26 protein-coding genes are annotated in these 22,681 nt (G+C 60.4%); 16 read left to right on the top strand and 10 right to left on the bottom strand.

The window, feature by feature from the left end:
- Positions 1 to 86: 86 nt before the first annotated feature.
- The 6 genes from AC1DK3_RS07030 (at position 87) to AC1DK3_RS07055 (ending at position 5,130) form a co-directional block, all read left to right on the top strand.
- Positions 87 to 740, top strand: coding sequence for a cadherin-like domain-containing protein (locus AC1DK3_RS07030; protein ID WP_477191527.1), 654 nt, complete (start codon positions 87 to 89; stop codon positions 738 to 740).
- A gap of 73 nt (positions 741 to 813) precedes the next feature.
- Positions 814 to 2,127, top strand: coding sequence for a replication-associated recombination protein A (locus AC1DK3_RS07035; RefSeq protein WP_477191528.1), 1,314 nt, complete (start codon positions 814 to 816; stop codon positions 2,125 to 2,127).
- Between the two features lie 180 nt (positions 2,128 to 2,307).
- Positions 2,308 to 2,955: a ParB-like protein gene (locus AC1DK3_RS07040; protein ID WP_477191529.1), complete on the top strand. Its 648-nt coding sequence runs from the start codon at positions 2,308 to 2,310 to the stop codon at positions 2,953 to 2,955.
- A 21-nt stretch (positions 2,956 to 2,976) separates the two neighbouring features.
- Positions 2,977 to 3,684 (top strand): VIT1/CCC1 transporter family protein, encoded by a 708-nt coding sequence (locus tag AC1DK3_RS07045; protein WP_477191530.1) that lies wholly within the window; start codon positions 2,977 to 2,979, stop codon positions 3,682 to 3,684.
- A 76-nt stretch (positions 3,685 to 3,760) separates the two neighbouring features.
- Positions 3,761 to 4,141 (top strand): fluoride efflux transporter CrcB, encoded by a 381-nt coding sequence (gene crcB / locus AC1DK3_RS07050; protein WP_477191531.1) that lies wholly within the window; start codon positions 3,761 to 3,763, stop codon positions 4,139 to 4,141.
- Complete coding sequence (locus tag AC1DK3_RS07055; protein ID WP_477191532.1) at positions 4,138 to 5,130, top strand: RluA family pseudouridine synthase; 993 nt, start codon at positions 4,138 to 4,140, stop codon at positions 5,128 to 5,130. Before crcB ends, AC1DK3_RS07055 begins: the two co-directional genes overlap by 4 nt.
- Positions 5,131 to 5,187: 57 nt before the next feature.
- On the opposite strand, the gene AC1DK3_RS07060 is transcribed toward AC1DK3_RS07055, so the two are convergent.
- Complete coding sequence (locus AC1DK3_RS07060) at positions 5,188 to 5,409, bottom strand: tautomerase family protein (protein ID WP_477191533.1); 222 nt, start codon at positions 5,407 to 5,409, stop codon at positions 5,188 to 5,190.
- A 189-nt stretch (positions 5,410 to 5,598) separates the two neighbouring features.
- Here AC1DK3_RS07060 and AC1DK3_RS07065 point away from each other — a divergent pair, with 189 nt between their 5' ends.
- From AC1DK3_RS07065 to AC1DK3_RS07080, 4 genes are read left to right on the top strand one after another with little or no spacing between them, the layout of a single operon-like run.
- Positions 5,599 to 6,297, top strand: a complete 699-nt coding sequence (locus AC1DK3_RS07065) for a winged helix-turn-helix transcriptional regulator (RefSeq protein WP_477191534.1) — start codon at positions 5,599 to 5,601, stop codon at positions 6,295 to 6,297.
- A 10-nt stretch (positions 6,298 to 6,307) separates the two neighbouring features.
- Positions 6,308 to 6,616 carry a DUF1272 domain-containing protein gene (locus AC1DK3_RS07070; RefSeq protein ID WP_477191535.1) on the top strand — a complete coding sequence of 103 codons (309 nt, stop codon included), beginning with the start codon at positions 6,308 to 6,310 and terminating at the stop codon, positions 6,614 to 6,616.
- A 37-nt stretch (positions 6,617 to 6,653) separates the two neighbouring features.
- Entirely contained in the window at positions 6,654 to 7,334 is a 681-nt protein-coding gene (locus AC1DK3_RS07075; protein WP_477191536.1) for an HAD-IA family hydrolase, read from the top strand.
- Positions 7,331 to 8,128, top strand: a complete 798-nt coding sequence (locus AC1DK3_RS07080) for an ATP12 family chaperone protein (RefSeq protein WP_477191537.1) — start codon at positions 7,331 to 7,333, stop codon at positions 8,126 to 8,128. The genes AC1DK3_RS07075 and AC1DK3_RS07080 overlap by 4 nt, the downstream gene beginning before the upstream one ends.
- Here AC1DK3_RS07080 and AC1DK3_RS07085 read toward each other — a convergent pair.
- The gene (locus AC1DK3_RS07085) at positions 8,125 to 9,423 is read right to left on the bottom strand and encodes a hemolysin family protein (protein WP_477191538.1); all 1,299 of its coding nucleotides are present in this window, start codon (positions 9,421 to 9,423) and stop codon (positions 8,125 to 8,127) included. The two genes, AC1DK3_RS07080 and AC1DK3_RS07085, sit on opposite strands and share 4 nt — an antisense overlap.
- A gap of 212 nt (positions 9,424 to 9,635) precedes the next feature.
- On the opposite strand from AC1DK3_RS07085, the gene AC1DK3_RS07090 reads away from it, so the two are divergent.
- The gene (locus tag AC1DK3_RS07090) at positions 9,636 to 10,331 is read left to right on the top strand and encodes a DUF2750 domain-containing protein (protein WP_477191539.1); all 696 of its coding nucleotides are present in this window, start codon (positions 9,636 to 9,638) and stop codon (positions 10,329 to 10,331) included.
- A 137-nt stretch (positions 10,332 to 10,468) separates the two neighbouring features.
- On the top strand, positions 10,469 to 12,001 hold the full coding sequence (locus tag AC1DK3_RS07095) for an acyl-CoA carboxylase subunit beta (RefSeq protein ID WP_477191540.1): 1,533 nt from the start codon (positions 10,469 to 10,471) through the stop codon (positions 11,999 to 12,001).
- Positions 12,002 to 12,143: 142 nt separating this feature from the next.
- Here AC1DK3_RS07095 and AC1DK3_RS07100 read toward each other — a convergent pair whose 3' ends face one another.
- The 3 genes from AC1DK3_RS07100 to AC1DK3_RS07110 form a co-directional block, all read right to left on the bottom strand.
- Entirely contained in the window at positions 12,144 to 12,401 is a 258-nt protein-coding gene (locus tag AC1DK3_RS07100) for a hypothetical protein (protein ID WP_477191541.1), read from the bottom strand.
- Positions 12,402 to 12,566: 165 nt separating this feature from the next.
- Positions 12,567 to 13,085 carry a DUF302 domain-containing protein gene (locus AC1DK3_RS07105; protein ID WP_477191542.1) on the bottom strand — a complete coding sequence of 173 codons (519 nt, stop codon included), beginning with the start codon at positions 13,083 to 13,085 and terminating at the stop codon, positions 12,567 to 12,569.
- Positions 13,086 to 13,098: 13 nt separating this feature from the next.
- A complete protein-coding gene (locus AC1DK3_RS07110) occupies positions 13,099 to 13,947 on the bottom strand; it encodes an alpha/beta fold hydrolase (protein WP_477191543.1) in 849 nt (282 codons plus the stop codon).
- A gap of 187 nt (positions 13,948 to 14,134) precedes the next feature.
- Here AC1DK3_RS07110 and AC1DK3_RS07115 point away from each other — a divergent pair, with 187 nt between their 5' ends.
- Together AC1DK3_RS07115 and AC1DK3_RS07120 are read left to right on the top strand one after the other, a co-directional pair.
- Positions 14,135 to 14,575 (top strand): MarR family winged helix-turn-helix transcriptional regulator, encoded by a 441-nt coding sequence (locus AC1DK3_RS07115; RefSeq protein ID WP_477191544.1) that lies wholly within the window; start codon positions 14,135 to 14,137, stop codon positions 14,573 to 14,575.
- 143 nt (positions 14,576 to 14,718) lie between these two features.
- A complete protein-coding gene (locus AC1DK3_RS07120; RefSeq protein ID WP_092868114.1) occupies positions 14,719 to 14,898 on the top strand; it encodes a DUF1328 domain-containing protein in 180 nt (59 codons plus the stop codon).
- Positions 14,899 to 15,006: 108 nt separating this feature from the next.
- Here AC1DK3_RS07120 and AC1DK3_RS07125 read toward each other — a convergent pair whose 3' ends face one another.
- The 4 genes from AC1DK3_RS07125 to AC1DK3_RS07140 form a co-directional block, all read right to left on the bottom strand.
- Complete coding sequence (locus AC1DK3_RS07125) at positions 15,007 to 15,876, bottom strand: class I SAM-dependent methyltransferase (protein ID WP_477191545.1); 870 nt, start codon at positions 15,874 to 15,876, stop codon at positions 15,007 to 15,009.
- 78 nt (positions 15,877 to 15,954) lie between these two features.
- A complete protein-coding gene (locus tag AC1DK3_RS07130) occupies positions 15,955 to 16,716 on the bottom strand; it encodes a glucose 1-dehydrogenase (protein ID WP_477191546.1) in 762 nt (253 codons plus the stop codon).
- Positions 16,717 to 16,792: 76 nt separating this feature from the next.
- Complete coding sequence (locus AC1DK3_RS07135) at positions 16,793 to 18,142, bottom strand: cytochrome P450 (protein WP_477191547.1); 1,350 nt, start codon at positions 18,140 to 18,142, stop codon at positions 16,793 to 16,795.
- 167 nt (positions 18,143 to 18,309) lie between these two features.
- Positions 18,310 to 19,188 (bottom strand): NAD(P)-dependent oxidoreductase, encoded by an 879-nt coding sequence (locus AC1DK3_RS07140; RefSeq protein ID WP_477191548.1) that lies wholly within the window; start codon positions 19,186 to 19,188, stop codon positions 18,310 to 18,312.
- Positions 19,189 to 19,581: 393 nt separating this feature from the next.
- On the opposite strand from AC1DK3_RS07140, the gene AC1DK3_RS07145 reads away from it, so the two are divergent.
- Positions 19,582 to 19,791 (top strand): cold-shock protein, encoded by a 210-nt coding sequence (locus AC1DK3_RS07145; RefSeq protein ID WP_045835921.1) that lies wholly within the window; start codon positions 19,582 to 19,584, stop codon positions 19,789 to 19,791.
- 122 nt (positions 19,792 to 19,913) lie between these two features.
- Here AC1DK3_RS07145 and AC1DK3_RS07150 read toward each other — a convergent pair whose 3' ends face one another.
- Positions 19,914 to 21,704: a hypothetical protein gene (locus AC1DK3_RS07150; RefSeq protein ID WP_477191549.1), complete on the bottom strand. Its 1,791-nt coding sequence runs from the start codon at positions 21,702 to 21,704 to the stop codon at positions 19,914 to 19,916.
- A gap of 222 nt (positions 21,705 to 21,926) precedes the next feature.
- Between AC1DK3_RS07150 and AC1DK3_RS07155 the strand changes: the two genes are divergently transcribed.
- A complete protein-coding gene (locus AC1DK3_RS07155; RefSeq protein WP_477191550.1) occupies positions 21,927 to 22,640 on the top strand; it encodes an MgtC/SapB family protein in 714 nt (237 codons plus the stop codon).
- Positions 22,641 to 22,681: the final 41 nt, after the last annotated feature.

Here is a 22,681-nt window from a genome sequence, read left to right on the forward strand (position 1 = left end):
CGTCGATAAGCTGACAAATTCATGGCCGACGGTGCCCGGGCGGCGATGCCGCGATAAAGAGTAGTTTGCGTAACGGGGGTTCGCCGATGGCCGATAATCGTGGTGTGCTGATCATCGGCGAGGGCGCTGTCCTCAAGGGTGAGGTCAAGAGCGGCGGCCAGAAAGTCGAAATCTGGGGCTACGTCGAGGGCAAGGTTTCCGCGTCCGAAGTCGTTGTACAGGAAGGCGGCCAGCTCTTCGGAACCGTCAATTCCGACACCGCCGAAATCCGCGGGCACATCCAAGGCGATGTGCGGGTTCAGCAACTCATCCAGATCAAGAGCACAGGCCACGCCGCCGGAAAAATTAAATACGGCCGCCTGTCGATGGAAGAGGGCGGCGAGCTATCCGCACACGTGCGTAACATTCCCCCGACGATCGGCGGCGACCTGGATCTCACCGTTCCGAAGGGCGGCGCGGTCCGTATCACGACGGCCGACCTCAACGCCCTCGATCCGGACGACAAGCCCGAGGATCTGCATTTTCAAATCTCGAACGCCGCCGGCGGCTATCTGGCGCTGTCGAGCAACCCGAAGCTTCCGGTCAGCTCCTTCTCCCAGGCCGACCTGGAGAGGGGCGTCGTCTATTTCGCGCACGACGGCTCGGATGCTCAGAAGGCCCGGTTCAACGTCCAGGTAACGGACCTCTCCGGCTCGAGCTCCGGCCCCGCAAAGACCGTCAACGTCGCAGTGCGCGATTAGGACGGTTTGATCCGTGGTGGAGCGACAGCTTTGCCATTTGGACGGCGGCCCGGCGGCCATATATAAACCCCGCATGGCCAATCTCTTCGAAGCTGCCGGACTTGAAAAAAGCGCGCCGCGTCCGCTTGCCGACCGGCTGCGCCCGAAAACGCTCGCAGAGGTCGTCGGCCAGGACCACATCGTCGGGCCCGACGGCACGCTGACGCGCATGCTGAAAAGCGGCCGCGTCCCGAGCCTCATTTTCTGGGGACCGCCGGGTTCCGGCAAGACGACGATCGCCCGCCTTCTGGCCAACGAAACAAAGCTCGCATTCGAGCAGCTTTCCGCGATCTTTTCGGGCGTCGCCGATCTTCGCAAAGCGTTCGAGCGCGCCAAGATGATGCGCGAGCAGGGCAAAGGCACGCTGCTCTTCATTGACGAGATCCATCGCTTCAACCGCTCGCAGCAGGACAGCTTCCTGCCGTACATGGAAGACGGCACGATCACGCTCGTCGGCGCAACGACGGAAAACCCGTCGTTCGAACTCAACGCCGCTGTTCTGTCGCGCGCCAACGTCCTGGTGCTGAACAGGCTCGATGATGCGAACCTCGAGACGATCCTGTCTCGCGCCGAGACCGAGGTTGGCCGCCCGCTCCCTCTGAACGACGATGCCCGAGACGCGCTGAAAGGCATGGCGGACGGCGACGGCCGCGCCATTCTCAATCTCGTCGAGGACGTATTCGCCGCCGCACCGGCGAAGGCCAAGCCGCTCGACCGCGAAGCCTTGGTCAAGCTCGTGCAGCGCCGCGCTCCGCTTTACGATAAGTCGCGCGAAGGCCACTACAATCTGATCTCGGCTTTGCATAAGGCCGTGCGCGGATCAGATCCGGATGCCGCCCTCTACTATTTTTGCCGCATGCTCGATGGCGGCGAAGACCGTCTCTTTCTCGCCCGCCGCTTGGTGCGCATGGCGGTCGAGGACATCGGCCTTGCAGATCCGCAGGCGCTCGTCGTCTGCAATGCGGCAAAGGACGCTTTCGATTTTCTCGGCAGCCCCGAGGGCGAGCTGGCATTGGCCGAAGCGGTCATCTACGTAGCGACGGCGCCGAAATCGAACGCCAACTATGTCGCCTTCAAAGCTGCGATGCGGGCGGCGAAGGAGCACGGCTCGCTGGCGCCGCCAAAGACGATCCTGAATGCGCCGACGAAGCTGATGGAGGAGGAGGGCTACGGCTCCGACTACCTTTACGATCACGATCAGCCGGACGCCTTCTCGGGCCAGAACTATTTTCCTGACGAGTTCCGGAAGCGCCCGCAGTATTACGATCCGCCCGAACGCGGTTTTGAGCGCGAGATCAAGAAGCGTCTCGACTACTGGGCGAAGCTCAGAGCCGAACGGAACAAATAATTAAAAACCCGATGAAGCGTTCCATCGGCCCGAGATTTGAGGTCGATCTTTAAGTTTTGGTAAGTCCGTTAGCGGTCGAATTCCGCTACAAGCAAAGGACTGGGCGATATCTGCCTGTGATTTTCTTATAATACGTTTTTCGTCGAAGCTTCACTTCCGGCTGCATTCTGGATGGTCAAGATGGCTCAAGCAGATTCCACGACCGCGTCTCAATCCCCGGCGCCGACGCTCCACCCCATTACAATCTCCGAACTTCGTCCAACGCAAATGACCGTCGGTATGCGGGAGGTGGAGCAAAAGCGTCAGGACTGGCGCGGCCTCGCGCCAACGAAGTCGGGCCAATTTCTCGGCCGTCACATGATCCCCGTCGTTCGCGGGCCTAAAGGCCGCTACTACGTCGTCGATCATCACCATCTTGCGCGCGCCCTGTACGAAGAAAAGGTCGAGCAGATTCTGATCTCGCCGGTCGCCGATCTCCGCGCACTTGAGAAGGATGAGTTTTGGACGTTCATGGACAATCGGGGCTGGATGCATCCCTTCGATGCCGACGGCCAGCGCCAACCCCGCACGGCTCTACCCAAAAGCGTTGCCGATCTCGTAGACGATCCCTATCGCAGTTTGGCGGGCGAGCTGCGGTTCGCGGGTGGCTACGCCAAGGATACGACGCCCTTCAGCGAATTTCTCTGGGCCGACGCGCTGCGCCGCCGGGTCGACGCCAAGACGGCAAAAGACGATTTCGAAACGGCATTGCAGAAATCCCTCGAATTCGCCAAGAGTCCCGATGCCGCCTATTTGCCGGGATGGTGCGGCCCCCACACCCGCACGTAATCCAAAGCCCTGGACTCGGAAATGGAAGCGAAGCAAGCCGTGGCCGTAGCCGAACAGCACGTCGTCGAACGAATGAACTGGCTTCGCGCGGCCGTGCTCGGCGCGAACGACGGCATACTCTCGACCGCCAGCTTGATAGCTGGCGTCGCGGCAGCCGATTCCTCGCCCAAAGCGATTGTAATTGCGGGCATCGCCGGGCTCGTCGCGGGCGCTCTCTCGATGGCGGCCGGCGAGTACGTATCCGTCAGCTCACAGGCCGATGCCGAAGGAGCCGACCTCGCGCGCGAACGCAAGGAGCTTGTCGAACAGCCGGAATTTGAACTGCAAGAACTCGCCGATATCTACGCAAAACGCGGCGTCGAGCCTGCGCTCGCCCGCCAGGTTGCCAAGCAGCTCATGGCCCACGATGCCCTCGGCACCCATGCGCGCGAGGAGCTTGGTATTTCAGAAATGACGGTCGCCCGCCCGATCACCGCTGCCCTTGCCTCGGCGACGTCATTCGCTGTTGGCGCTTCAGTGCCGCTGCTGGCCGCGATTGCCGCATCCGGCGGCCGCGTGACGCTGATTGTAACCGTCGCCTCGCTCATATGCCTTGCGGCGCTGGGCGTGGTCGGAGCCCGCATCGGCGGCGCAAATGTTTGGCGCGCCACCGCCCGCGTCACGTTCTGGGGCGCCCTGGCGATGGCCTTGACCGCCGCTATCGGCCATCTTTCGGGATATGCGGTTTAACCCCGTCCAGGATGCCGCTCTTCCTATGCGAAACCATCAGAGCTATACGGACCCTTATCTGTTATTGGGATTCCGTATGAGATTACTGCTTCTTGCTTCGGCAGGCGGTGCGATAGGCACTGGCTTTCGATTTTTGATTAATCGGGTGTTCGCCCACGCGGGCCTGATCGAATTTCCATGGGCGACGCTGACGATCAACATCGTCGGCTCGTTCCTGATGGGCGCGCTGATCGAGACGCTTGCGCTCCGTTTCGATGCCTCGAACGAGATGCGAACTTTCCTCGCCACCGGCATCCTCGGCGGATTCACGACATTCTCCGCGTTCTCGCTCGAGTTCGCGACGCTCTATCAACGGGGCACCATGACCGCAGCGTTCGGCTATGTTCTGGCGTCCGTGGTTTTGAGCCTGTTTGCGATTTTCGCCGGACTTGCGACAGCACGATGGGTGCTCGCATGACCACTGCATCTGCCAAGGTCGAGACACTGCGCGTCGCCGATAGCGAGGACGATATGCGCCTCGACCGCTGGTTCCGCGTGCACTTCCCGGAAGTCGGCTACACGTATCTGCAAAAGCTTTTGCGCTCCGGCCAAATTCGCATCGATTCCAAACGCGCCCAAGCCAACGACCGCGTGCGCTCCGGATCGGAAATCCGCGTGCCCGCCGTCGTCCGCCAGCCCAAGAAACAGGTAACCGGATTGCGGGCGCCTCCGGGCGTCTCCAAGGGCGACCGTGACATCATCGAGAAGATGATCATCTTCGAGGACGAGCATGTGCTCGTTCTCAACAAGGTGTTCGGCTTGCCCGTGCAAGGCGGCACCGGCACGAAGAAGCACATCGACGGAATGCTCGAAGGCATGGCGGACCGTTTCGGCGGCGAACGCCCGCGCCTCGTCCATCGCCTCGACCGCGATACGACGGGTGTGCTGCTCGTTGCGAAATCGCGCGACATCGCAGCGAAGCTCGGGCGCACATTCCAGACGCGCTCCGCAGCGAAAACGTATTGGGCGCTCGTGAAGGGCGTGCCGAAGCCGCCCCAGGGAAAAATCGAAGCCGCGCTGGTGAAGGCCTCAGGCCCCGACGGCGACAAGGTTCGCAAGGCGCGCCCCGGCGAGCAGGAAGTCGCGATGCACGCGACGACGCACTATTCGGTCATCGATCGCGCCGCGCGGAAAGCATCCTGGGTTTCGTTGAAACCCGTGACTGGCCGACAACACCAATTGCGCGCGCATATGCATCTCATCGGCCATCCGATCGTCGGCGACAACAAGTACGAAGGCGACGTGGATATGCCGGCGGAAAATATGGATAAGAAACTTCACCTGCATGCCCGCCGTCTCGTCATTCCGCATCCGAGAGGCGGAACGATCGACGTCACCGCGCCTCTCCCCGAGCATATGCAGAGGACGTGGGACCTTCTCGGGTTCGACGCGCAGAAGTTCGAGTAAATCGAAAAGCATGCGAGGCTCCGGACGCTTGGTTTGCTGCCTGGAGCCTCGACGCCGTCATCTCTCTTGAGCCTGCAGAGCTTTCACGTCCGCCGTTGTCAGGCCCTTGCCGCCAATGCCCCAGTTTCCGCTTGCGACCTCGTGCACGCGCACCCAGGTTACGCCGCGCATGGCCTCACCTTCGATTTCGACCATCGCATCAGTGATTTTCTTGATCATGGCCTGCTTCTGGCTCTTGTCGAAGACGCCTTCGATGAGCTGGATATCGATGAGTGGCATAATGGTTCCTTTTCGAATGTTCAGTTGGGCGGCGCTTTGGGGATTTGTCCCGCCGCATGACCGGACATTTCACGTTCACTGACGAAGCAGCTAGTTCACGAACTGAATCACACCAGTACAGATCCTGAACTGGCGTGGCGGGTACACCTCGCGTACTTTGGCGCCCGAAGCTGCGTCAGGGAGCGACCCATGGCCGAGACGAGCTACAATCAGTTCTGCCCTGTTGCGATGGCCGCGGAGATCCTTGGCTCCCGCTGGACTCTTGTTCTTGTTCGCGAGCTTGTCGTCGGGTCGACGCGGTTCAACGAGTTGCGGCGCGGCGTGCCAAGGATGTCGCCTGCACTTCTCTCGAAGCGCCTGAAAGACCTCGAAGCCGCGGGTATCGTGTCGCGCGTTCAAGTGCCGGGCGAGCCGGATACGTTTGAGTATCGCTTGACCAAGGCGGGAAGCGATCTGCGGCCTGTCATCGAAGCTGTCGGCGCTTGGGGGCAAAGGTGGATCGAGACCGAAACGTCATTGGCCAATCTCGATCCCAATCTTCTGATGTGGGATATGCGCCGCCGCATAGATCCCAAGCCCATGCCGCGCCGGCGGAGCACGATCCAGGTCATGTTCAAAGATCAACGCGAGGCGCAGCGAAATTGGTGGCTGATTGTCGAGCCGGGAAAGCCCGTCGATTTGTGCTGGGTCGATCCGGGTTTCGACGTCGATCTTTACCTGTCGACCGATCTGAGGACGATGACCGAGGTCTGGATGGGTTATACGACGTTCGGCAAGGCTCGAGAGGCAAATAAGCTCGTCATCACAGGAAGCAAGCAGCTCGAGGCCAGCTTGGCGTCTTGGATGTGCCTCAGCACGTTCGCCAAGATCGGCAAGCTGGTCGCGTAGAGGTGGTCGGATGCTAGAGCTCAGACCGGCTTGTGAGCATTGCAATCGAGCGTTGCCGCCCGAGGCGACAGAAGCGCGGATTTGCTCTTACGAATGCACGTTCTGCGCGGAGTGCGTGGACAACGTCCTTAGCAACGTCTGCCCGAATTGCGGAGGCGGCTTTGCGCCCCGGCCAATCCGTCCATCCGTGAACTGGAACGGTGATAACTATCTCGGCAAGGACCCAGCCAGCACGGTCATTAGGCACAGGCCGGTGGACCTCGCCGCACATGCGAAATTCTTGGCCAAAATCAGGGGTATACCGCCCGAAGATCGCTGACGTTGCACAGCGGCCCCCGCGTCGCTAAATACCCCCCATGAAGCTCATTGTTTTCGATTGCGACGGCACGATCGTCGATAGCCAGGCTGGCATCGTGCTGTCGATGGATCACGCATTCTCATCGCTAGGTTTGGTCGCCCCGTCGCGTGCCGCCACGCTCTCGGTCGTCGGCTTGTCGCTACCCGAAGCGTTTGCAGCTCTTGCGCCCGATCACGACCGCGCAACGCGAGCCGAACTCGCCGAGCGCTACAAGTCAGCCTTCCGCGATTTGAAGCACGATCCGTCGGAAACCGAGATCCTGTTCCCGCTCGCCAAGGAAACGATCGCGCAACTTGCGTTGCGCGACGATCACCTTTTGGGGATAGCGACCGGCAAGTCACGCCGTGGCGTCGACCGGCTGTTCAGTCGCGAAGGCTGGCACGAGAGCTTCTCGACAATTCAGACGGCGGACGATCATCCGTCGAAGCCGCATCCATCGATGCTGCTGCGCGCCATGGCTGAAACCGGCACGACGCCCGATCTCACCGTTATGATCGGCGACACGACTTACGACATGGAGATGGCGCGCGCCGCGGGAGTGGCTGCGATCGGTGTCGCCTGGGGCTATCACGAAGTTCCCATGCTGACGCAGGCAGGTGCGCATGTGATCATCGAACGCTTCGAGGATCTGCCCACTGCAATCGAAAACATACTCGCGACTGAAAGGTGCGAAGCATGAGCACCGGGAACGGTAATGGTGATGCCGGCGCGTCCGGCGCGGATCGCCCTTCGGGCAGCCCCCGCGGTCCCATCACCGATAGTCTCAAGAAGCCGCTCCCGAAGCGCTTCTATAAAGATGTGAGCGTCGGCGACGTTGCGCCATTTCAGGTTCTTCTGGATGGCCGCGCGATCAAAACGCCGAAGAAGCGGCAGCTCGCCCTTCCAACGCGAGCGCTGGCCGAAGCCATCGCCGTCGAATGGCGGGATCAGGCCGGCGTTATCGATCCGGCAAAGATGCCGCTGACGCGCTTCGCCAATACTGCAATCGATGCGGTCGTCGATACGATCGAAGCGGTTGCAGCCGACATCACCGCTTATGCGGGAAGCGATCTCGTCTGTTACCGGGCACCGATGCCTCCGAAACTTTTCGAAAGCCAATCCGAGCACTGGGACCCGATCGTCGCCTGGGCGAACACGACGCTTCCCGCGCATTTCGAGGTCGTTGCGGGCGTCGTGCATGTTGCCCAGCCCGAAGCCTCGCTCGCCGCATTCTCGAAGGCTTTGCCGCACGACGCGTTCCGGTTGACGGCGCTTCATGTGCTGACGACGCTGACTGGATCGGCATTGATAACGCTGGCCGTGTTCCGGCAGTGGCTGAGCCCCGACGCCGCGTGGAAAGCCGCGCACGTCGATGAAGATTACCAGATCTCGGTCTGGGGCGAGGATGAGGAAGCCGCAGCGAGACGCCACGGCCGCAAGGCCGAATTCGATTCCGCAATCCGCTTCCTGGAGCTGACGGCTTCGACGTCCTAGGGCGCGCGGCGGCGCAATTGTGTCAAGCGGCTCGCCAGGACCTTGTCTATGCGCCGGCCGTCGAGATCGACAACCTCGAAGCGCCAGCCGGAGATGTCCACGTGTTCGCCGGTTTTCGGAATGTGCTGCAGCTTCGCCAGCACAAAGCCGGCGACAGTCTCGTACGAACGGCTCTCGGGGAGTTCGATACCGATTTTATCGGCCATTTCGTCGACCGGCATCGACCCCGACAAGAGCCACGAACCGTCGTCGCGCTCGACGGCATGCGGCTCATTACCTTCCGCGTCCGATTTGAATACGCCCGCGATCGCTTCCAGAATGTCGGCTGGCGTCACGAGGCCTTCGAATTCCCCATATTCGTCGTGGATCAGCGCCATCGGCACTTCCGCATCCCGCAACACGGATAGAACATCGAGCGCCGACGTCGACTCGGGAATCATCGGCGCTTTGCGGATATAAGCGGCGACCTCGAACGCCTTGCCCGCAAGAAGACCGGCGAGCAGTTCGCGCGTCTGCACCACGCCGATCAATTTGTCGGTCGAGCCTTCGCCAGCTGGCAAACGCGAGTGCGGTGTGGAAATCAGCCGCTCTTTGATGTCGGTTTCGGACGCGTGGATGTCGATCCAGTCGACGTCCGTACGCGGCGTCATGAGGCCAATGACAGCCCTGTCAGCCAAGCGCATAACGCCCGAGATGAGTTCGCCTTCGCCGCTCTCCAGGACGCCAGCGGTTTCGGCCTCAGAGATCAACGTCTTGATCTCTTCGTCGGTGACGCGGCTTTCTCTTTCTCGCGAAAGTCCCAAAGCGCGAAAGACCATCCGCGTTGACCTGTCGAGCAGCCAAACCACCGGCCCCGCGGCACTGGCGAACGCCGTCATGATGGGCGCAACTGCGCAGGCGATGCCCTCAGAATTGCGGAGCGCCAAAGTCTTCGGCACCAGTTCGCCGGCGATGACCGAAAGATAGGTGATCACCGCGATAACGACGCCGAACCCCACCGGATCGGCCACCGCTCGGCTAAGTCCGAGATCTTGCAGGTATTCCGATGCGTATTCGCCGAAGGTCTCGCCCGAATAAGCACCGTTGATGATGCCGATCAGGGTGATCCCGATTTGAACCGCGGATAGGAAGCGCCCGGGATCGGCAGACAGCGCCAGGGCGCTGTGAGCGCCGCGATGGCCTGAGTTGGCCATAGCCTGAAGGCGCGGGCGGCGGGCGGAAACGACTGCCAGCTCGGAAAGCGCAAAAAGGCCGTTGAGAAGGATGAGGCCCAGGACAATGAGTAGTTCGGTCACGCGATTCTCGGCCGACGGATCGCGTCCAAGCCACTCCAAGCTGTTGAACGAAGCTATTTATGGGTTCGTGGACTACAAATCAAGGGCGGACGCCTCGCGCCGGTTGCCCGCGGTTTGGCAATCGGCGAGTTGCACGCGAGACCGGCTTGCTCTTAACGCGCATTTCGCGCCAACATTTCCCACACTGATTCGGGTCGACGGAACCGATACCCATGCTCAATGCGCCGCGCATTCCAGAGCTAGCGCAACGCGACCGGTTCATCCGCCGGGCGGTGGGCGAAGGCCGCGTGCTAACCCTCGCCGACGAAGAGAACGCTTCCGTTCCGTCGCAGAAAGTTTCGGGGCGCACGGTCCAGCTCTTCTGGTCGAGCCCCATCGAAGCCGAGCGCTGGGCCGAGGCTCTGGCCGGCAACAGCAAGCTTCAGGACATCACGCTCGAAGTCTTCGTGACCGATATTCTGCCGGGTATCGCGACGGCGAAAGGCTTCGCCGGGACCGATTGGGTCTCCGACCCGATCGAGGCCGAGATCGATCCGCGAGACCTAATTATCCGGCTGAAGTTGGAGGCCGTGCCTCTCTACGCCGCGGCCGCCCGCCAAAAAGGCGAGGTCTATTACGTTGGCGGGGAGGACAGCCCCATGTTGACGCCGGGCACGGAGAAGCCTCGGTCAGCCGAACGGCTGCACGTCTTCTCCACCCGTTCCGACGCAGAAGCTCACATGAAAAAGCTGGCCGGGAAGCGCGTCATCGCCGATCCGATCGCCGACTTCGTGGGCTCGACATTGGCTTGGGCGGCCGGGCGAGGGCATGCGATCGTGATTGAGCCGATCCGAGGCGCGGGCTTCGTTGAGGTAAAGATTGCCGATCTTGCCAGCCGTCTCGCCAGTGACACGGCCTCACACCCCTGAAAAACGGCTGATTTCGGGCCTGAGGCGACCGCCGAAAGCTCTCGCCGGGGTTCGCGACAACTCACCGTTTGCGCTGCATCGGAGCCATGCTAGAGAGCCGTTCCAGCATATTTCTCCCGAGCCAGCCCAGGGGTTCCATGAAAGACATTATCGATGAGCTTGAGAAGCGTCGCGACAACGCCCGTCTGGGCGGTGGCCGCGCCCGGATCGACGCCCAGCACGCCAAAGGCAAGCTGACGGCGCGCGAACGCATCGAGCTTTTGATGGACGAAGACTCGTTCGAAGAGTTCGACATGTTCGTCGAGCACCGCTGCACCGAATTCGGGATGGAAAAGACCAAGGTTCCGGGAGACGGCGTCGTAACGGGTTGGGGCACGATCAACGGCCGCGTCGTTTACGTTTTCGCCAAGGACTTCACGGTCATGGGTGGCTCGCTCTCCGAGACGCACGCCAAGAAGATCACCAAGATTCAAGATATGGCGCTGAAGAACCGCGCGCCCATCATCGGTGTGTTCGACGCCGGCGGCGCCCGCATTCAAGAGGGTGTCGATGCCCTCGGCGGTTACGGCGAAGTATTCCAGCGCAACGTTCTCGCATCAGGCGTCATTCCCCAGATCTCGGTGATCATGGGCCCGTGCGCAGGCGGCGACGTCTACTCGCCGGCGATGACCGATTTCATCTTCATGGTGAAAGACACGAGCTATATGTTCGTCACCGGTCCCGACGTCGTCAAAACCGTGACGAACGAAAACGTGACGGCGGAAGAGCTCGGCGGCGCCAAGGTTCACACGACGAAGTCGTCGATCGCCGACAAGGCATACGAGAACGATCTCGAAGCGCTCCTGCAGATGCGCCGGTTGATGGATTTCCTGCCGTCGAGCAACAAGGCCGGCGTCCCCGAAATTCCGACCCACGACAGTCCGGAACGCATTGATTACTCGCTCGATACGCTGATCCCGGATAATCCGAACAAGCCCTACGACATCAAGGAGCTGATCCTGAAGGTCGTAGACGAAGCCGATTTCTTCGAAATCCAGGAAGCGTTCGCGAAGAACATCGTCACGGGCTTCGCGCGCATGGAAGGCTCGACCGTCGGTATCGTCGCGAACCAGCCGATGGTCCTCGCCGGCGTTCTCGACAGCGACGCCTCGCGAAAGGCCGCCCGCTTCGTCCGCTTCTGTGACTGCTTCGACATCCCGATCGTGACCTTCGTCGATGTGCCGGGCTTCCTGCCCGGAACCGCGCAGGAATATGGCGGCTTGATCAAGCACGGCGCCAAGCTGCTCTTTGCGTTTGCTGAAGCCACAGTGCCGAAAGTTACGGTCATCACCCGTAAGGCCTACGGCGGCGCATACGACGTCATGAGTTCGAAGCACATTCGCGGCGATGTGAACTACGCATGGCCGACAGCGGAAATCGCCGTTATGGGCGCCAAAGGCGCTGCGGAAATTCTCTATCGCTCAGAGCTTTCCAACCCAGTGAAAATCCAGACGCGCATCGACGAATATAAGAAGCGCTTCGCAAATCCGTTCGTCGCGGCCGAGCGCGGCTACATCGACGAGGTCATCACACCGTCAGCAACGAGAAAACGTCTCTGCCGCGCGCTCAACATGCTGCGCAACAAGACGCTCGAAAATCCGTGGAAGAAGCACGACAACATTCCGTTGTGATCTACCGCTTCCGGCCGGCTGCGCGGAGCGCTGTCGGAAGCGGCAACTAAAACTTCGCGCGAGCAGACGAAACATTGATGTCATCCTCGTGCTCACCCCGAGGATGACATTTTATTTTGCGCGCTTGGCGAGCTCGTAAATCTTACAAGTCGACCCACACGCCGCCACGCCAATAGCCGTGGCCCTCATGTTCGCGCCACCTGTGGTGCGAAGCATCGGACTCGCGCCACTTCCAATCGTCCGGATGCACCCGAAGATGCAATTCCGGGGCGTATGTATGACGTGCCTTCACGTGCCAGCAGTCGCCGTCACCGTTGCAGACGATATCGGCCGATGCCGTCGTCGCCGTGAACGCGAGCATGCTCGCGCCCAAAAGTGCAGCCGTAGTCGCAAGCTTCATTCGTCATCTCCTTTGCGGTCTGTCCAACCTCAAAGCAAACCAGCTCGCGGCGTCATGGTTTCAACGTGCTAACCAGTTTTCTTGCTGTCGGCCGAATCCGCCCGAAAAGATTGGAAAATCGGGTTTTACTCGAAGCGATTATGCCCGCAGCAATCGCCGCACAAATCAGTCGGCGGCGCCGTGGGCGACTAAAGCCGCGAGCTTTTTGTCGAGATCGAGCGCCGCATCAAGCAGCGGCTTGTTCTCCTCGATGACCATAAGTGACGACGGCAGCACGTACGTTATCGTCGAGCCTCCGCCTTCGGGATTATCCGTCACCAGCAGCTCGACGGGCGCAAAAAGTCCCGCAGTTATGTCGTGACGGATCATTGTGATCGCCAACAGCGGATTGCCGAGGATCCAACGCACGGACCGCCGCTCGATACCGTAGATCGGAAGCCAGCCGCTGTGATCGATGACGTGAAACAGCATGAAGCCGCTTTCACCAACAAAACGCTCTTCGGTTTGCCGCGCGAACTCCGCTTCGCTCGGCTGTGCCTTCGCCAAGGCCAGGATGTCGGGAACGGTGGTCGTTCCCATGACGCTGCGAAGCCGGTTCAGCACCTCATCGACGCCGCGCGGTGTTCGAACGACGATGCGCTTTCCTGTGAACGATAGTGTTTCCATCTTGGCCTCGGCTTTCATTTTTATGCGTTCCTCACACTGATAGAAACGCATTCACGTCGGCGGCGAACTCTCCATGGTGCTGCCAGAGGAAACCGTGTCCGGCGTCAGGGTAGATCTTCACTTGGGCGTGCGGAATGAGACCGCCCATCAGATGCGTGAGGCGCGTCGGACACATGAAATCGGCGTCGCCATTCGCGACGAACGTCGGCTGGGTGATAGCTGCGAGGCGCTGCAACTTATTGTGATCCGGTATGCCCCATTCCACTACCGCATCGTATTGCGCGTCGCGTGTCGCTAGTGTTCCCGGCGCGTCGCGATCCTTCCGCTCCATGAAGCGGCCGAGATATTCGTTGCCCTTCGCCTGGCTCGTCGGCGTCTGCTTGAACATGATGTAGAGCAGGGTGCCGGCCCCAGGATTATCCGCATGCGTAGCATTATAGATATCTTGCCGCCAACCATGAAGCCCCGGGCCGCCCTGCGGCGCGGTTCCGGCGAGAATGAGACGACGCACGAGGTGAGGACGCGCAAGTGCGATGTCCTGCGCGATGAAACCGCCGAGCGAAAACCCGAGAATGTCGATTTTGCTGAGTTTCAGCGCGTCGATGAAGGTCAACGCATCGCGCGCCATCTGCCGGACCGTGCTCGGCGTGGTGCCGCTGGTCGAGGCGATGCCGGTATTGTTGAAGATGATAACCTCGCGCTCGGCCGCGAGAGCGTCGAGCAATGCCGGATCCCAGAAATCGAGCGTGCCGGTAAAATGCTGAAATAGAACGAGGGGAACGTCGCTCGGATTGCCAAACCGGCGATAGGCGTAGCGAACGCCGTTCGCGCCTTCGATTGTCTGCGTTGCAACGGTCGTCGCGGTCACTTTGCCGAGCATGAAACATCTCCTGGATAAATACTGGCATATGCCAGCGATTAAGTGCGGGCAGGGGCGGAAATCAAGCGAATTTTTATCACCGTTCAGGCTTTCACCACAGCCGCGCAGGATTTAGCCAAACAAAAACAGTGGCATATGCCTTGAAATTTTTTCGCGGTTACGCCACATTGTTTCACCGAGGTTACAAATGACACGCGAGTGCAATAATTCGATGCTCCGCCGCGCCAGCCGCATGCTGGGGCAGGTCTATGACGATGCACTCGCGCCGAGCGGTCTCCGCGCGACGCAGTTCGGCCTGCTGGCCCAAATCGACATCATGGGAGATCCGGCGCTGCGCGATCTCGCGGCGGAAATCGTGATGGACTTGTCGGCGCTGGGTCACACCCTCAAGCCGCTCATCCGCGATGGCTACGTCGCCTTGGTGCCCGACAAGAAGGATCGCCGCGTCAAGCACGTGACGTTGACAAAGGCCGGCCGGAAAAAGCTCGAGCAGACGAGCAAGCTTTGGGCCGATGCGCAACGGCGTTTCGAAAAAACGTTTGGCGATAAGCGTGCAGCCGATCTGCGTGCCGTCCTCGAAGAGCTATCGTCCGAGGATTTCCGGAGATCCTTTACAGGCCGTCTTTAGCGCTGCAGCGGCGTCAGCTGAAGCTTTCCCCGTATTGCGTTTGAAGTTCCCCATTGCGGTGCAGAAATTGCTTTTTCGCGCCTAAGGAACCCGATGAGTCCGGCGCGCGTTGCATCCCCGAACAAATTGATATGGAGGACCACATGGGTGGTAATCTGATTTATTACGCGATCGTTTTTCTGATTGTAGCGATCGTTGCCGCTGCCCTCGGCTTCGGCGGCGTAGCGGGCACGGCGATGTCCGGCGCTCACCTGCTGCTGGTGGTTGCCGTGGTGTTCATCGTTGTGGGCCTTCTCGCAAGCGTTCTGCGGAGAGGCGTTTAAATATCTTTGGTGACGAGCCGAAGGTGCGGTTGTCCGATGGAACCGCTCTAGGCCCCGGCGCAGCAGTGCCGGGGCTTTGTTTTGCTATGACCTCAATTCAAACCGGACCTAATTCGAAGTGGGCTTAAGCATCGCGTAGCCAGCCGCTTTGCGAAACCGCTCCCTGCGCGCCTTCGACATGAACAACGTTTGTATGATGACCATAGCCTTCCCGAGCAGCGGCATCTCGATCGGCCTGCCGAGGCGGTCGCCTTCCTCGCCCAGATAGCGCAGTTCGTCTGTACGCCAGCCGCGCGCTTCGAAAAACCCGAACCAGTCGGAGGGCTGAAATCGGAAGGGCGCATTCTTCAATCGGCCGGCCATCATCCGCTCGCGCATCTTGATCAGCTCCGGCGAAAAGAAATCGACAATCCAACCTGCCGCACGATCGAGAGTTCGCAGATCGTCGGCGAGCGCACCGGCCTGCTCGGGGCTCAAATACGGAACGACCCCTTCGGTCAAAACAAGCAGCTTCCCGGCTTGCGCATTCGTCGAGGCAAAGAGCCGCCGCCGCGCGTCGTCATCCGCCAGATCGCATTTGATGCGCGTGAGTTTGAAACGCGGCGTTTCTCCCGCGAGCCGCTCTTCCTTGTACGCAATCACGTGCGGATAGTCGGCTTCGATCCACTGAAAGGAGGAGGGGAGGTCCATGCGATACGGACGCGTGTCCAGCCCCGCGCCGAGATTGAGAACGGTGTCGACGCCTTGCGCGACGGCATCGTGAATGAAATCGTCGATGATGCGCGTCCGGATCGCGATGACCCAGGACGTCATGAAGCCCCGGGGCATGGCGTCGGCGATGGACTTTCCGCGGTGCCCCGCAAGGACCCCCGCGAGCGGATCGCGAAAAAGCGCGTCGTTCCGCCTAGTCTCGATGCTTCGGTAATGCGCAACCCAAAAAGCGGTATCCGAGACGTTCTCGATAATGGCGTTTGTCACGAGCGTCTGTCCTGATCTGTACGCTGCGTGATTCTATATTCCCAGATTGCGGTGCGATTTTGGGCCCAGACACTCAAATCATGCGTAGATCATCTTCACAGTCATGCCGCCGTCGATCGTGATGTTCTGGCCGGTCATGAAATCGGCGCTGTCCGCAAGAAACAGGCACGCCTTGGCGATGTCCTCGGGCACGCCGACACGACCGGCCGGGTGCTGATCGTTGTCGGCCTTTGAATGGTGAGGTTCTTTCGCGCGCCCTGAGAATTGCCAGTCGCTCGTCTCGATCCAGCCCGGGCTTACCGAATTCACCCGAATGCCGGCTGGGCCGAGACTGATCGCCATGCCGTGCGTGAGCGCGGAGATTGCACCCTTCGACGCCGTATAAGCCTCTGTACCTGGCTCCGACATGAAGGCGCGCGTCGAGGAGATATTGATGATTGCGCCGCCGCGCTTGTGTTTCACCATTTCTCGCGCAACCGCCTGCGAGCAAAGCACGGTGCCCCGGACGTTGACGGCTTGCACGCGATCGAATTCCGCAATCGGAAGTTCGAGGAAAGGCCGATTGGCGAGGATGCCCGCATTGTTGACGAGCACATGCGGACAACCAAGATCTTTGACGGTCCGGGCGATCCAGCGCTGAACGTCGATCTCCTGCGACGTGTCCGCGCGTTCGTAGAGGCACCGTGCGCCGAGCTCTCGAATATGCGCCGCCGCTTCCTCGCCGGCATCCTCAGCGGGATCGGCGATCGAGACGGCATATCCCGCTGCTGCGAAAGCGTAGCTGACGGCACGGCCGATGCCCTGAGCACCGCCTGTGACTGCAACGACCTTTGCACTCATGTGTGAAATCCCGATTGGCTGTCGACGCGGCGATATCAGTTGACGCGCTGTGAATGACGATAGTTGCGTGAATGCGTCAACGAAGTTCGAGCGTCGCCGGCATACCGTACTTGGGCGGCAGCGTGATTTGCGGCTTGATATCGATCACCGCATCGGGAGCGATGGTGAAGCGGTATTTTTGCCCGACGGCCGCAAGGACAATCGCCGCTTCCATTGTCGCGAAATGGCTTCCGATACATAGGCGCTGGCCACCACCGAACGGGTAATAAGCGAATTTCGGGAGCCGCGTCGCCAACCCATCGAGCCAGCGCTCCGGCAAAAACCGCTCCGGTTCCGGAAAATATTTTGGATCGCGGTGACTGACCCATTGGCTCATCAGGATCGTATAGCCGCGCTTGACGCGGTATCCGCCGAGTTCGAGGTCGGTCGTCGCTTCGCGGCCGATGGCGTAGACGGGAGGATAGAGCCGCATCGCCTCGTTGATGACGGCCGCGGTGTAGGGAAGGGCTGCGAGGTCATTGGCTGTCGGAGTTTGTCCGCCGAGTACCCGGGCCCACTCGTCGGCGAGCTTCCGTTCGGCGCTCGGATGCTGGGAGAGCAGATACCAACTCCACGTCAGGGTCAGCGCCGTTGTTTCGTAACCGGCGAGATAGAGCGTCATCGCTTCATCGCGAAGCTGTTGGTCGGTCATCCGCGAGCCGTCCTCGCGCTGGGCCATGATCATCGTCGAAAGCAGGTCGTTGCCAAGCGGACGAGATCTTCCCCGCGCAATGAAGTCATCGATGAGATCTATGACGCGCGCGATGGCTCGGCGTATCTTGATGTTGGCCGGAGTAGGAAAAGAGATCGGCAATTTGAAAGTCGCGTCGAGCCGGACTGTCAGGAGATCGAAAGCCTCCATCAGACTTCGATAGACGCCTTCGTGATTGCCACGGTCATCGAGGCCGAAAAGCGTTTTGAGCGCGATTGCGCTTGTCAGTACGCTGAATTCGTACTCGAGATCGACGGCCCGTCCGGGAGCCCATTTCGAAACCATCGCGTTCGCAAGGTCGGCCATGATCGGCGCGTAGGACAGCACTTGCGCCTTGAGGAATGCGGGCTGCATGAGCCGGCGTTGGCTGAGCCAGAACTCGCCTTCACTCGTCACGAGACCGTTGCCGAGGATCGGCTTGAAAGCGCGAGCACCGAAATGCTTGACGTAGTGCCGCGCATCGGTGACCAGAACCTGCTGGATAAGCTCGGGATCGCTGACGAGAAAGAGGCGCCACCGGCCGGCCCGAAAACTGGCGATGGAGCCATATGTCCGCGCAAGATCGAGAAAGAAATCGACGCGGCGCGGCCCGATCTGGGAGACGTTGCCTCCAATCAGGGTGCCCTTGGGGCCCGGCGGAAGGCCGGGTTTTGCAATCGTGATGGACCTGCTCATGGACAAGCACTGCCTCAGCAGAAAAGCCGACAATCAGAAGAGCACGACCCCCTTCCGAATTTCGAAGGCCAATAGAATTTAAAAAAAATTGCGATAGCCGCCGACCGCGTCCGCTATCTCTCTCGTTGCAAAATATCCGGCTTTGAGCGCCGCGATGCAAAGAAAAATTATGCGCCCCCTGCGTCCTTTGCGGCAAGCCCACCGATCGCGGACCAATCGAGATTGTCGCCACCGTGGGCGAGCAATGTCAGAAAGCGATCCCGCAACAGGCTGGCTATCGGCAGAGGGACACGCAATTCCTGGCCCGCGGCCAAAGCAAGTTCGATATCCTTCAATCCAAGCGGAGCGGCAAAGCCTGCCGGCTGGAACTTGGCGTCGGCGAGCAGCGTCCCGTAAGTCTTGTAGATTGGTGCGCCGAACAGCGTCGACGTCAGAACCTCGAGATACTGATGCTTATCGACGCCCGCTTTCCCGACGAGCGCCATCGCCTCTCCAAGCGATTCAATCACCGTTGCGATGAGGAAATTGCCGCTGAGTTTGACGATGTTCGCCGCTTCCGGCTGGTCGGAAATCGTGAACGTCCTTTGCCCAATAGCGTCGAGGAGAGGAGAGACGCTGTTCAAAGTTTCGCCTTTCCCTGCGGCGACGACAAAGATCTTTGCAGCGGCAGCCGCATCCGGACGACCAAACACGGGTGCTGCAACGTAGCGCTGGCCTTTTTCGCCGTGGTCATCCGCGAGTTTCTTCGACAGGGCGACGCTGATCGTGCTCGACGAAATATGGACGGCGCCCTGTCTCAACGACGCGAGCATGCCGTGGTCTTGGTAAACCACCTCCTCGACCGCCCTGTCATTTGCGAGCATCGTGAAAACGGCGTCGCCCTTGCACGCGTCCCCGGGCGTCAGGGCGACCTTCGCCCCTTTGGATGCCAGCGCGTCGGACTTCGCGCGGGTCCGATTGTAGACGGTGACATCGTGTCCGGCCTTGAGCAGGTTCGCCGCCATGCCGGAGCCCATATGCCCCAGCCCGATAAAACCGACGTTCATGATGCCTCACAGCTGAGCTGGTGTCTCTTAGGGGCGCGTGCGGCCCATTTTTCGGCCGCTACAACGCGGAAAGGCGGCACGCGGCCTTGCCCGTACCCATCAAACTCCCAAATAGACAATTAGGCTTTATGGATCGTTCCAGAGCCCCCAAACGGAACTCTTTGCCGGGCTTGAAGTAAAAAGTTGATCAGAAGCTAAAAACTAGCGGTATCCAACCGGGCTCATGCGTGCTATCGACGGTTCATCGAACTTTGGCCGGATATTGCGAGGCACTCCGCCTCTGGCGCAGCCAAGCGCACAGACGTCTTTCCAAAATCGAACTGAGGCCGGCACAGGCGATCATATTGACGCATGCGTCAGCCTCAAAAAACTAAGGCTTAAAAGGAACATTCTATGATCACGGGTACCGTGAAATTCTATAACGACCAGAAGGGCTTCGGCTTCATTGCTCCGGACCAGGGCGGAAACGACGTATTCGTGCACGCGACCGCTCTTGAGCGCGCGGGCATGCGCGGCCTTTCGCAGGGCCAGAAGGTCGCTTTCGAAACGGAAACCGATCGCCGCTCGGGCAAGATCGCCGTTAGCGTCATTCAGAACGCTTAAGTGACGTCCGACTGCCGGTAGGACTACAAGTCTGACCAGCAGCCACGTTTCGCTTACGAGTTAGATGATATAAGGCCGCGGGTACGCATGCGTAATCGCGGCTTTTGCATGTCTGGAGACTGTCACGCCCGCCCAGAGTGCAAGCCGGGCACTGTCTTGAGCTCCGCAATCGTCTTGCGAAGTTCGTCATTCTCGGCGCGCGCATAGGCATCCGCGGCGTGCTGGCCGAGTTTCACGAGCATTTCCCGCTCATTGGAATCGATATCGGTCCCCGACACGTGCGGACCGTAAAGCATCACAGCATAGCAGTGGACGCGGTTCGCAGCCGGAACCGCCAGGATGGGCAAATCAAGCCCGCTCGGAAAACCGGCTTCCGTGGCGGCGGTCGTATCGAGACGGCTTGCCTCGCCTTGGCGCAGATTTTCCATTGCCGCGCCGCTGATGCGGAGATCGCGTACGGCATTATCATCCCAGCCGGCACTGTTCTCGAAGCGTCGAAAAGCCGTGTCCGTGCCGCGAAAGGTCGCCGCGGATGACAGTTTCAACGCCCGCAGGACGCCGTCCGCCAGAAGCCGGTCGATCTCGGTTGGCGTCTTCGCCCGCAACAACGCCTCTCCGATCGCTTTCGCCGACTTGTCGAGCGAGCGGTTGAAAAAACGGTCGGCCAGCTCGACCGACCATTCATGCAGCCGGCCGATGACGTAGAGAACGAGTGCGCCTATGCCGAACCACGACCAGCCCGGAAGTTCGACGAGCTCATGCAGATGCTCCGCCTGCTGATGGAGGAGGAGCGCCGGAACGCTCATCAACAGAGCCAGAAGGGTGACGCGCCGCAGCGGTATCGCGACGCTCACGACGCGGTCGCGACGCACGGCTTCGACGACGAAGAGGCACAAGACGCCGTTGAGCAAATAGAGCAGCCCGGCGACGTCCTCGGACATCACGAGCCCGTTCCAGTTGGTCAGAAGCGTCGTGTACTCGTTGAGATCAGCCAGGACGAACGCCGGCAGCCCGATCAGACAGCCCCACATGACCCATCTGAGACGCTGATTGTCCTTGGGCGAAAGGGTTCGCCGTCTCGCCAGCAAGATAGCGACTGCCGTGATGCTGACGATAATGCCGAAGAGGATCGTCACACGGCTCACAAGCTCGGTTTGAAAGCCGAATGAGCTGCCATAGGCCGCCATCAGCGCGACCGCTACGACGGGGGTAAGCGCGAGAATGGCCCTCTCGAACCGCTCCCATGGCGGGTGGATGGAGCCGGTCGGCGCCCGCATCACGAACACGAGAAGTCCCGCATAACCCACTGCTTGCGAAATGCTCCCGAGTGCGTTTTGCCCCAGAAGCAAAAGCGGCCAGCGCTGCAACTGCGCATAAAACTCGTAGGCCTGCCCGGGATTGTACCAGATCACATAGAGGAAAAAGCCCCACGTCATGCGGCTTGGCCGCGTCCAGACAAGCCAGCCGGCCCCGAGGATGACCGCGATGCCCGCGATCTGATCGAGGATCAAAACCAGACGAGCGAACCAATTCGTCGGGCGCGGCTCGGCGATCAGTGTCACGTCCCGCGCGCCCTCAGTCGCCGTCGGCAAGAGGTCGATGGTCGTCTGCCGACCTGGCAGCACATATTCGTTGCCGCCGACGGACGTTATCGTGCTGGCGCAAACATACGGATCGAAGGGAATGCAGCGCATCCGCGAGAAGTCGAGGCGATCTCCGGGGCGCACGCCCGCTCGCCAGGCTGGAGACTGGGCTTCGCTCGCGAAAGGCCCCGTAACGTCGTAAATCAAGCCGTTGCTGTCGGCGTAAAATCCGAACGAACCAAGCGGACGCACTACCCGCGCGAAGTCCGGCACGATCATCGCGAGCGCCCAGATGAGAAGTGCAATAAACAGCAGGCGGTGGCGTGTCATGGCAATCCACCGGTTGTTGACACTGTTGACGCGTGGAAAATAGCGGGCCCGAAGCTCATCGACGAGAGGTAAAACGACGGTGGCTCAAACGGCAAGATGGCGTCGAATTTACGCTGCTGATGAAGTTAATGATTTCGATTGTCGCGACGGCGGATGAATTTGGAGCCGGCAACAGGCATCCGAAATCTGACGTGCCGATCTTAAGACCGGAGGAATTCCGCGATGGAAATGCACTTACATCCCACCGCCCTCGATATCACGGTGCGTTTGGTGCTAACGCTGATTGCGAGCTTCTTGATCGGTCTGAACCGGGAGAGTGCCAGCCACAGTGCGGGGCTGCGCACCACAGTCCTGGTCGGTCTTGCCGCCTGCATCGCAACGAGCCAAGCCAACATCTTGCTCGGTCTTGCAGGAAAGACGCCAGACACGTTCACGACCATGGACGTGATGCGTCTGCCGCTCGGCATCCTCACGGGCGTTGGCTTCATCGGCGGCGGCGTCATTCTGAAACGCGAGAATTTGGTCTCGGGCGTCACGACGGCTGCAACAATTTGGGCAGTGAGCGTCGTCGGCATCTGCTTCGGCGGTGGCCAGCTGTTACTCGGCTCGGCCGGGACGATTTTGATTATTCTGACGCTCGCGGCACTTCCCTGGATCGACATCCGCATCGCCCGCGATCAGCGGGCGCAGCTCGTCGTTGCGTCGACCGCCGACCGTCCTCCGTTTCCCGACTTGGACGAGCTTTTGCGCGGCTCGGGCTTCAGAGCGCGATTTCAGGGAGTAAATCACGCCAAGGAACCAGGGCGCACCCTGCTGACGTTCGATCTCCGCTGGAGGCGGCCCGAAATCGACGAGCCGCCACTCGAGTTCCTGAACAATCTCCATCCGGACTATGAAGTGCGGTCGTTCGAGGTGATCAGAGAGGCAATGCATTGAACGCGTGCGTCCTTTGCCGGAAGATCACGACGAAACATTGC

This window comes from Hyphomicrobium sp. 01T421 (assembly GCF_056398805.1).

What these genes read in the sequence shown, in the direction of transcription:
- AC1DK3_RS07030 (WP_477191527.1), top strand. Translation starts at nt 87, where the DNA reads ATGGCCGATAATCGTGGTGTGCTGATCATCGGCGAGGGCGCTGTCCTC.
- AC1DK3_RS07035 (WP_477191528.1), top strand. Translation starts at nt 814, where the DNA reads ATGGCCAATCTCTTCGAAGCTGCCGGACTTGAAAAAAGCGCGCCGCGT.
- AC1DK3_RS07040 (WP_477191529.1), top strand. Translation starts at nt 2,308, where the DNA reads ATGGCTCAAGCAGATTCCACGACCGCGTCTCAATCCCCGGCGCCGACG.
- AC1DK3_RS07045 (WP_477191530.1), top strand. Translation starts at nt 2,977, where the DNA reads ATGGAAGCGAAGCAAGCCGTGGCCGTAGCCGAACAGCACGTCGTCGAA.
- crcB (WP_477191531.1), top strand. Translation starts at nt 3,761, where the DNA reads ATGAGATTACTGCTTCTTGCTTCGGCAGGCGGTGCGATAGGCACTGGC.
- AC1DK3_RS07055 (WP_477191532.1), top strand. Translation starts at nt 4,138, where the DNA reads ATGACCACTGCATCTGCCAAGGTCGAGACACTGCGCGTCGCCGATAGC.
- AC1DK3_RS07060 (WP_477191533.1), bottom strand. Translation starts at nt 5,409, where the DNA reads ATGCCACTCATCGATATCCAGCTCATCGAAGGCGTCTTCGACAAGAGC.
- AC1DK3_RS07065 (WP_477191534.1), top strand. Translation starts at nt 5,599, where the DNA reads ATGGCCGAGACGAGCTACAATCAGTTCTGCCCTGTTGCGATGGCCGCG.
- AC1DK3_RS07070 (WP_477191535.1), top strand. Translation starts at nt 6,308, where the DNA reads ATGCTAGAGCTCAGACCGGCTTGTGAGCATTGCAATCGAGCGTTGCCG.
- AC1DK3_RS07075 (WP_477191536.1), top strand. Translation starts at nt 6,654, where the DNA reads ATGAAGCTCATTGTTTTCGATTGCGACGGCACGATCGTCGATAGCCAG.
- AC1DK3_RS07080 (WP_477191537.1), top strand. Translation starts at nt 7,331, where the DNA reads ATGAGCACCGGGAACGGTAATGGTGATGCCGGCGCGTCCGGCGCGGAT.
- AC1DK3_RS07090 (WP_477191539.1), top strand. Translation starts at nt 9,636, where the DNA reads ATGCTCAATGCGCCGCGCATTCCAGAGCTAGCGCAACGCGACCGGTTC.
- AC1DK3_RS07095 (WP_477191540.1), top strand. Translation starts at nt 10,469, where the DNA reads ATGAAAGACATTATCGATGAGCTTGAGAAGCGTCGCGACAACGCCCGT.
- AC1DK3_RS07100 (WP_477191541.1), bottom strand. Translation starts at nt 12,401, where the DNA reads ATGAAGCTTGCGACTACGGCTGCACTTTTGGGCGCGAGCATGCTCGCG.
- AC1DK3_RS07105 (WP_477191542.1), bottom strand. Translation starts at nt 13,085, where the DNA reads ATGAAAGCCGAGGCCAAGATGGAAACACTATCGTTCACAGGAAAGCGC.
- AC1DK3_RS07110 (WP_477191543.1), bottom strand. Translation starts at nt 13,947, where the DNA reads ATGCTCGGCAAAGTGACCGCGACGACCGTTGCAACGCAGACAATCGAA.
- AC1DK3_RS07115 (WP_477191544.1), top strand. Translation starts at nt 14,135, where the DNA reads ATGACACGCGAGTGCAATAATTCGATGCTCCGCCGCGCCAGCCGCATG.
- AC1DK3_RS07120 (WP_092868114.1), top strand. Translation starts at nt 14,719, where the DNA reads ATGGGTGGTAATCTGATTTATTACGCGATCGTTTTTCTGATTGTAGCG.
- AC1DK3_RS07130 (WP_477191546.1), bottom strand. Translation starts at nt 16,716, where the DNA reads ATGAGTGCAAAGGTCGTTGCAGTCACAGGCGGTGCTCAGGGCATCGGC.
- AC1DK3_RS07135 (WP_477191547.1), bottom strand. Translation starts at nt 18,142, where the DNA reads ATGAGCAGGTCCATCACGATTGCAAAACCCGGCCTTCCGCCGGGCCCC.
- AC1DK3_RS07140 (WP_477191548.1), bottom strand. Translation starts at nt 19,188, where the DNA reads ATGAACGTCGGTTTTATCGGGCTGGGGCATATGGGCTCCGGCATGGCG.
- AC1DK3_RS07145 (WP_045835921.1), top strand. Translation starts at nt 19,582, where the DNA reads ATGATCACGGGTACCGTGAAATTCTATAACGACCAGAAGGGCTTCGGC.
- AC1DK3_RS07150 (WP_477191549.1), bottom strand. Translation starts at nt 21,704, where the DNA reads ATGACACGCCACCGCCTGCTGTTTATTGCACTTCTCATCTGGGCGCTC.
- AC1DK3_RS07155 (WP_477191550.1), top strand. Translation starts at nt 21,927, where the DNA reads ATGGAAATGCACTTACATCCCACCGCCCTCGATATCACGGTGCGTTTG.